The following is an 857-nucleotide window of genomic DNA, read 5'->3' as shown; positions in this document are numbered from 1 at the left end:
AACCACTAAACCCAAAACTCATGAGCTGTTGCAACAGGCGCTTGAGCAAGGCGCTAATCTAATTGGAGGTTGTCCGTATAAAGATGACAATCCAGACCAGCACATCGAGATGATATTTGATTTGGCTGAGCAGTTTGATGTCAATGTCGACTTTCATTTAGATTTTGATTTAGATCCACAAGGTTCAAGCATTCCAAAAGTAGTAGAAGAGACTATTAAGCGTGGCTATCAAGGCCGCGTCTCTATCGGTCACGTTACCAAACTGTCAGCTATGGATAAAATGAAGCGCGGTGAGATGGCAGGATTGCTCAAACAAGCAGACATCACCTTGATTGTACTACCAGCTACTGATATCTATATCAACGGTAGCAACTATGAAGCCCTGATACCTAGAGGCACAGTCAATGCGAATCAATTTGCAGCGTTGGGACTTAATACAACAATCTCTAGCAATAATATTTTGAACGCCTTTACGCCTTATGGTGATGCGTCATTAATTAGAATGGCTAACATGTATGCCAATATTGCACAACTATCTACGGATGATGAGCTTACCGATACCTTTGATATGATTACCAAAAATGCTGCTAAATTATTAGCGGTTAAGAGCGATATCATCGTTGGTGCGCCGGCAACGCTCATCGTATTAGAAGCCAAGAGTGCCGTAGAAGCGATCCGCACCAATGCACAAGCGCTCGCGGGTTTTAAAAATGGCAAGCAGACTTTTTGCAATGAAGCGGCTTATATTTGCTTTGAATAAACATCCTTAAGTCTTTGTACTGATGGAAATACTTAAATCTCTACTATAATGTATCAACGTTAGAATAAAAAAAGCATCATCTAGTCAAAAGTCAGAT

General features: G+C 40.8%; 1 protein-coding gene. It reads left to right on the top strand.

Features of this window, described 5'->3' with window-relative positions:
- Positions 1–760, top strand: a 760-nt coding sequence (locus tag ACS8FD_RS18500; protein WP_439276919.1) for an amidohydrolase family protein, incomplete at its 5' end; no start/stop codon positions are given.
- Between the last annotated feature and the right edge of the window lie 97 nt (positions 761–857).

This window comes from Psychrobacter sp. 1U2 (assembly GCF_051847575.1).
The sequence above is the reverse complement of the archived record's forward strand: the minus strand, read 5'-3'. Positions and strand labels throughout refer to the sequence as shown.